General features: G+C 67.1%; 7 protein-coding genes. 1 reads left to right on the plus strand and 6 read right to left on the minus strand.

Annotation, left to right across the window (positions count from 1 at the left end; all coding sequences use genetic code 11):
• Positions 1 to 56 precede the first annotated feature (56 nt).
• The 6 genes from ABD844_RS45480 to ABD844_RS45505 form a co-directional block, all read right to left on the minus strand.
• Entirely contained in the window at positions 57 to 740 is a 684-nt protein-coding gene (locus ABD844_RS45480) for a reverse transcriptase domain-containing protein (protein ID WP_344893592.1), read from the minus strand.
• Complete coding sequence (locus tag ABD844_RS45485; RefSeq protein WP_344893595.1) at positions 737 to 1,123, minus strand: hypothetical protein; 387 nt, start codon at positions 1,121 to 1,123, stop codon at positions 737 to 739. The genes ABD844_RS45480 and ABD844_RS45485 overlap by 4 nt, the downstream gene beginning before the upstream one ends.
• Positions 1,124 to 1,868: 745 nt before the next feature.
• Complete coding sequence (locus tag ABD844_RS45490; RefSeq protein WP_344893597.1) at positions 1,869 to 2,891, minus strand: IS630 family transposase; 1,023 nt, start codon at positions 2,889 to 2,891, stop codon at positions 1,869 to 1,871.
• A 56-nt stretch (positions 2,892 to 2,947) separates the two neighbouring features.
• On the minus strand, positions 2,948 to 4,537 hold the full coding sequence (locus ABD844_RS45495; RefSeq protein ID WP_344893600.1) for a serine/threonine-protein kinase: 1,590 nt from the start codon (positions 4,535 to 4,537) through the stop codon (positions 2,948 to 2,950).
• Between the two features lie 104 nt (positions 4,538 to 4,641).
• Positions 4,642 to 4,905, minus strand: coding sequence for a hypothetical protein (locus tag ABD844_RS45500; protein WP_344893603.1), 264 nt, complete (start codon positions 4,903 to 4,905; stop codon positions 4,642 to 4,644).
• A gap of 250 nt (positions 4,906 to 5,155) precedes the next feature.
• Positions 5,156 to 5,707: a hypothetical protein gene (locus ABD844_RS45505; RefSeq protein ID WP_344893606.1), complete on the minus strand. Its 552-nt coding sequence runs from the start codon at positions 5,705 to 5,707 to the stop codon at positions 5,156 to 5,158.
• 105 nt (positions 5,708 to 5,812) lie between these two features.
• Here ABD844_RS45505 and ABD844_RS45510 point away from each other — a divergent pair, with 105 nt between their 5' ends.
• On the plus strand, positions 5,813 to 6,250 hold the full coding sequence (locus ABD844_RS45510) for a hypothetical protein (RefSeq protein ID WP_344893609.1): 438 nt from the start codon (positions 5,813 to 5,815) through the stop codon (positions 6,248 to 6,250).
• Positions 6,251 to 6,306: the final 56 nt, after the last annotated feature.

Genomic DNA, 6,306 nt, shown 5'->3' on the forward strand with positions numbered 1-6,306 from the left:
CATCGCCGTCCTTCAGAACCACCGCGTTGCCCAGGCCGCCTGAGGATGAAAAGGGGTCACTGGTCCGATCCGCGCTTGCGGCGCCACTGGATGCGGAACCCTAGGAAGTCGAACCCTTGGGCCATGTGCACCACTTGGGTCTTTGCCTCGGATAGGCGTAGTCCCAAAGGTGCGAGCACGGCCGCGATCTGTTCGCGCAACGCCAGCGCGTCATCTTCGGTTCCGTGAACCAAGATGACGAAGTCATCGGCGTAGCGGACCAGCCGCCACGTCGGTAACTCCTTGCGGCGGCGGGAAGCGCGTCGGCTCTCGGTCGACATCGTCCCGCCTGCTTTCCACGGTGCCCGTAGGTGTTCATCGAGCACCCCCATGGCCACGTTGAAGATCAGAGGGGACAAGATGCCGCCTTGCGGAGTGCCGGTGTGGGTGTGCTCATGGTCACCGAGTTCGGCCAAGATCCCGGCCTTGAGGAACGCCTTCACCAGCATCAAAACGCGCTTGTCCTTCACCCTCGCCCGGATCCGGTCCATGACCGCCACGTGCGAGATGGTGTCGAACGCCGCCTCGATATCCGCATCCAGCACCCAGCGGTAGCCACGGGTCCCGAAGTGATGGATCTCGGCGATCGCGTCCTGAGCACGCCGCTTGGGCCGGAACCCGTAGGAGACCGGCTCGAAGTCGGCCTCGAATATCGGCTCCAGCACCAGCTTCAGCGCGGCCTGAACAACCCGGTCCGTCACGGCGGGGATGCCGAGACGCCGGACCTTGTCCGACCGCCAGGTTTGGGGATCTTTCGTTCCCGAACCGGCAGTGGCCGGAACGTGCCCTCCTTCAACTGGGCACGCAGGTCGTCCAGGAATCCAGGCACCCCGATACGCTCCTCGACGTCGGCGACCGTCAGGCCGTCCACGCCAGGAGTGCGGGCACCTTGATTACCCGCGACCCGGTCGAACGCCACCAGCAGCGTTGCCGGGTCATGCACAAGATTGAACAGGTCATCGAACCTGCGGCCATGGTCGGCCGCCGCCCAACAGTGAAGCTTGGCCTGCATCTCCGATACCCGCGACCACGACCCAACGACCGGGCCGGGGGCACTGGCATTCACCAGCGCATCTTTCGGCATTACAGTTCCTCGTCTTCTCGAAAATCCCGCTGCCGCCCTTCGCCATGCGACCAGCTCTCCTGGCCTCGGACTACTACGGCGGCTCCGTCCCAATCGGTCCGTTCGGCGGTCGACGCGCCTATCCCGGGCAGCGGGCTGGGTGCCCGCAACGCGGGAGCTGTGACCGGCTGGTTCCCATGTTCACTGTGGTTCGCTCGGCGAAGGAGGAGCCCGACTGTGTCCCAGCGGCATCGCCATGGGTACGCCGCAGACCTTCCCCATGGCCTCCCGTGGCCGCAAGACTAAACATCCACGGGAGTTCCCCGGCCACCAGCAGCAGTGACGGGTGCGCACCGCGCCCGGCCCATATCCGCCAGATTTGAGCCGGTCCACGTGTTGAAGGACTTAATAACGCCGGTTCCTCACGTACTCCTTTCCGCCATGCTCGCCGGACCCGCACCATCTGGCAGTGCTGGCACGTCCCGGCTTTGTCAGGGCTGCTCCCACCCTCCTCGGCGCCACCCGGATCAGGCTGCCCTCAGCTTCACCAGCCTGCTGCGACAGGCTGGCGGCGAAGGTCTTTCACCTCCACTCGAACCAACAGCGCCTCATGGCGCAAAGACGCACTCGTGAACACCCCCGTTCGGCCGTCCGCTGGAGACGGCGGCCTGCTGACCCCGACAAACGTGTGCTTCGGGAGGGTGCTGCGCCCGGTGCCGCGAGTTTCCCTTTTCCGCTAGATTCAATCAGTTCGTAGGTTTCTGGACTATCGGAGACTGTCGCCGATGTAGGCAAGATGCGGATCGGCGAAGAACGAGCGCACCAGCGCGGGCAGCTTCTGTAACCGTCGCAGCGCGCCCAGAGCCAAGGCTTTGAGTTCTTCGACACCGCGAGCGGAAGCGCGGGCGATCCGGTCGTGTTTGACGTTCTTCCACACCCACTCGTCCGGGTTGAGCTCGGGCGAGTACGGCGGCAGGAAGAACAGCGACAGCCGGCCCTCGGTCGCCTCCACGAACGCCTTGACCTTCTTGGCCCGGTGAATGCGGGAGTTGTCCACGATCAGGAACACCGGACGTCCGGCATCGGCGATCAGACGCTTGCAAAAGCCGATGAACGCATCGGCGTCCAGGCCCTGGTCGAACAACTGGAAGCGCAGTTCCCCGCGCGGGCTGACGGCGGAGATCATCATGACCGAGCGGCGGGCTCCGGTCGTGGCCACCACCGGGGTGCGCCCGATCGGGGCCCAGGTGGTGCCGGCGTGGTAGTCCGTGCGCACCGCCGCCTCATCAGCGAAGAACACCGCCACGCCGAGCCGTTTGGCCTCGGCCGCGATCGCGGGGAAGGTGTGCCGCTTCCACTCGGCCACCGCGGCCGCGTCCTGCTGGCAGGCCCGATACAGCGGCCGCTGCGGTGACATGCCCAGCTTGGCCAGCACCCGCCCGACGCTCACCAGCGACAGCTTCACCTTGAACTCGCGGCGTATCAGCTCGCCGACCATGGCCCGCGTCCACAACGCGAACCCGAAACTCAACTGACGCGGATCATTGCCCGTGATCAACGCATACAGCCGCGCCAGTTGCGCGTCATCCAGCCGGGCTGCCGGCCCGCGGGTCTTCTTCGTGCGCAACCCCTCAGCGCCCAGCGCCCGGTAGTCCTGCAACCACCCGAACACCGTCGCCCGCCCGAACCCGAGAATCTCCGCGACCAGATCCGGTGACTTCCCGCTCTCGATCAGCTGACACGCCCGCAGGCGCTCCTCAAAGCTGGCCCGCCGCCCCAACCTCGCCACGCATCAATCGTCCCACAAACACCGGAGAAAGTCCGAAAACCTATGAACGGATTAGATCACTGGGGCTGCTTCACCCATTGGTTCAGGACGCGGGCGAGTTTGATCAACGCGGCCTTTGCGGAGGGCGGCAATGACGCCCGGGAGGCTCTCCAGTACGTCAGGCACACGCCGAGATTGCTGACGCGAAAGTAGACACGCACGTCGCGTTCGTGCCAGCCGCGGTCGTCGAGGTCCACCTCGTCAGAGATATAGGCTTCGTCGCCGATGCCGGATAGCGGCTCGCCCTCTGTGGGGCAACCCGCCAGGTTCGCGGGGAGTAGGGGCGCCTCCACGTCGAGCTTGGTGATCTCCCCATCCTCGGGATCTTGGCTGGGTTCCCACGAACAGCTATTCGATGCCTTGTGCGCGATCCACAGCTTCGCCCTGGGGACCAACGGGGTCATGACCCGGGGGTGCTCGGTCAGGTACAGGCACACGTTCGGCGGCGTCGCGAACTGTTTGGCCGGCGGCGATGCGGACGACGATGCGGGCCTCGTGACCGACGGGCTGCCGGACGGCTCGCCCCCGGCCTGGGCGGTCTCCCCGTTCCGCGCTCGATCTGGTGCGAGCACGTAGCCGGCCACCAGCAAGCCGGCCAACAGGGCCATGGCGCTGACGATCGCGCCGGCAATCCGCGCGGGCGAAACACGACGGACACGCGGGCCGCTCTCCCCAGGCAGCGACGGTTCGCTCAGCTTCGCGGTCAGCCTCCTTGTCGGCTCCCCTGCCTGTTCCTTGGCCGGCGCGGTAACGCGAACCGTCGGCCAGTCGTCGACCGTGACGCCGGCGGCGACCTCCCGCAGGCGCTCCGCGGCCACCTCGGCAGACGGGCGTTCGCTTGGGCGGCGCGCCAACAGGCCGAGCAGCGTCAGATTCAGCGGACCGGCGCGTTCAGTCGGTTCGGGGTCGCGGCTCAGCACGGCAGCGACCAATTCTGCCGGGTCGTCCGTGTCGTACGCGGGCCGACCCTCGACAGCGAAGTACAGCGTCGCGCCGAGCGACCACAGATCGGACGCCGGCTCAGCACCCCGCCCAGCCAGCCGCTCGGGCGCCACATAACCTAGCGTGCCCATCACCGAGCCGGTCCCGGTGAGACCCCGAGTGGCACCGATGACCGCGGCGATCCCGAAATCCGTGAGCACGGCGCGACCGTCCCGGTCCAACAGGACGTTCTGCGGCTTGATGTCGCGATGCAGAATGCCGGCATCATGAGCGACCTTCATGGCCGCCAGCAGGCCTCCACCGATCTCCGCGGTTCGCCGTGGACTCAGTGGCCCGTCCTCGCGCACCAAGGTGTGGAGTGATAAGCCATCGACCAGGCCCATCACGATCCAGGGGTGACCATCCTCGATCAGGACATCGTGAATGGTCACGATGCCGGGGTGGTTCAGCCGCCCGGCCGCGCGCGCCTCGGTCATCGCGCGCTCCCGAAGCGCCATGCGTTCGGATTCGCTCAGGCCCTCGGGAAGCCGCAGCTCCTTCACGGCCACCTCGCGGTCCAACAGGGTGTCCTCGGCCCGCCAAACCACCCCCATGCCGCCGCTGCCGACCGGCTCAGCCTGCAGGACATACCGGCCGTCCGCCAGGGTGCGCCGCTGCTCCGCCATATCCGGAAACGATAGCCGGGCTGCCTTGCTGGCCGCTCTGTAACCGGGAGTCGAACCCGCCGGCAACCGGCGACCGACACGAGTGCCGAAACGGCGGCCGCCGGTCACAGCAGCTTCACGGGTTCGGCTTGATGCGAGGTTGAGGATCGCCGCCCTGCCGCAACTACCTCCAACGCCGCCCGCAGCCTGGCCAGGCTGCACCCCAGCTTCGCGGCCGCCCTCCGGCCGCCCACCTCCCGCACCAGAGCCTCCCCCACCTTCGGCAGGCGCCTGATGCCGTCCCGCTCCAACGCGTTCGCCACGCGGCCCGGCGAACAGTCGAGCTCGACGGCCAGGGCGCGGATCGAGCCCGCCCGGTCGCACCGCATCGCCCCCCGCCGGGATCGGCCTGCGGCCGTACCCGAGGGCCCGCAACTCCCGCCGTACGTGCCCCTCCGAGAAGCCCGTCATGATGGCGATAGCCGAGCCGGACTGCGACCTGACGAACGGTCAGTTCGTCATCGACATACAGGCGGGTAGCTGCGGGCCACGTCGAGCGGGAGCCGCGACGGGGATGTGTCGTTCACGGCGCGCACCATGCCGGAACGCGGCGCTAACGTCGCACCGGACCAGAGCCGCCTAGGGAATGAACCAGTTGATGGCGACACCGATGGGGATCGACACAACGGCACCAAGCACGAAGAAGACCCACTGGGCACGGCGCTGTCGGGCGATATCCGCTCGGGTTTCGCCGAGGATGAGTTGGCGGACCGCCTCAGCCTCTTCCCTGTCCATGCCGATGAGCTGCTGCTGGTGTTGAGCTTCGGTCACTAGCCGCCGTCGTGCGGCTTCCTGCGCCGCAAGGTCCCGCCGGAGTTCCTCCATCAACGTTGCCGCTTCGGCAAACGCCTTGTCGACGGCCTCGATGCGTGCACCCAGGCGCTTTTGTGGATCAACAAGGGCGGCCTGTTCTCGTGCCTTCTTCTGACTGGCCGACGCCCCAAACGCGTTAACCAACACAAAGCCGACGACTACGGACCCGACCCAGATCCACCCCTCTAGGGCGAAGTACCGGTTGAAGAGAGTCGCGAGGACGGCGGCGCCCATGCTGACACTGGCGTATGTGAAGCCCTTGAAGATGGAGTTGCCGCTGCTGAGCGCGCGGATGAAGTCGCGGAGCCGTTGCTTCATCCTCCCATTGCAGCGCAAACACAGCAGGCTAGACATCCTCTGAAATCACATCGCGACATGCCCCCGGCGCGACCCAAGCACCTGGCGGCGCTACGGTGCCGGCCCATGGCAACCCGCATCAACCGCGGTCTGTCCCGGCAGATCGCAGCCCTGGTGGCCCGCCGCGTCGACCAGGTGGCCGAAGACGTCGCCCAGGGCGCCCGCCACAACGCCCCCGCCGCCAAAACATGGATCACCGACGCTGACGAGCAGGTCCGCCCCTCACACGCCCAGGCGCATGGGCAGACCATTCCCGCCAACCTGGATTTCCGGCTCCCGGCCATGGAGTACCTGCGCAAGGGTCGCGGCCTCGGCGAGCAGCCGGTGAACCCTTGCAGCGGCTGGAAGCTGCTGCAAGGGGTGCACGATCTGCGCGAACGGCTGGCCGCCGCCGGGCTGGTGCTGCCCGAACTGATCGACCTGAGCCGCGACCTCGGCGACGGGGTGCGCGGCGTGGCGCTGCCCGAGTCCGGCATCGAGGCCGTCACCCCGCGCCCGGACTGAGGCGTTTCTGACTTAATGATGCAGATCGCAGATTCTTCAGCCAGCATCGGTGGCTC

It is taken from the genome of Nonomuraea antimicrobica, assembly GCF_039536965.1.
Classification (GTDB): Bacteria; Actinomycetota; Actinomycetes; order Streptosporangiales; family Streptosporangiaceae; genus Nonomuraea; species Nonomuraea antimicrobica.

Coding starts and splice junctions, on each gene's coding strand:
- ABD844_RS45485 (WP_344893595.1), bottom strand. CDS start 1,123: ATGCCGAAAGATGCGCTGGTGAATGCCAGTGCCCCCGGCCCGGTCGTT.
- ABD844_RS45500 (WP_344893603.1), bottom strand. CDS start 4,905: ATGCGGTGCGACCGGGCGGGCTCGATCCGCGCCCTGGCCGTCGAGCTC.
- ABD844_RS45505 (WP_344893606.1), bottom strand. CDS start 5,707: ATGAAGCAACGGCTCCGCGACTTCATCCGCGCGCTCAGCAGCGGCAAC.
- ABD844_RS45495 (WP_344893600.1), bottom strand. CDS start 4,537: ATGGCGGAGCAGCGGCGCACCCTGGCGGACGGCCGGTATGTCCTGCAG.
- ABD844_RS45510 (WP_344893609.1), top strand. CDS start 5,813: ATGGCAACCCGCATCAACCGCGGTCTGTCCCGGCAGATCGCAGCCCTG.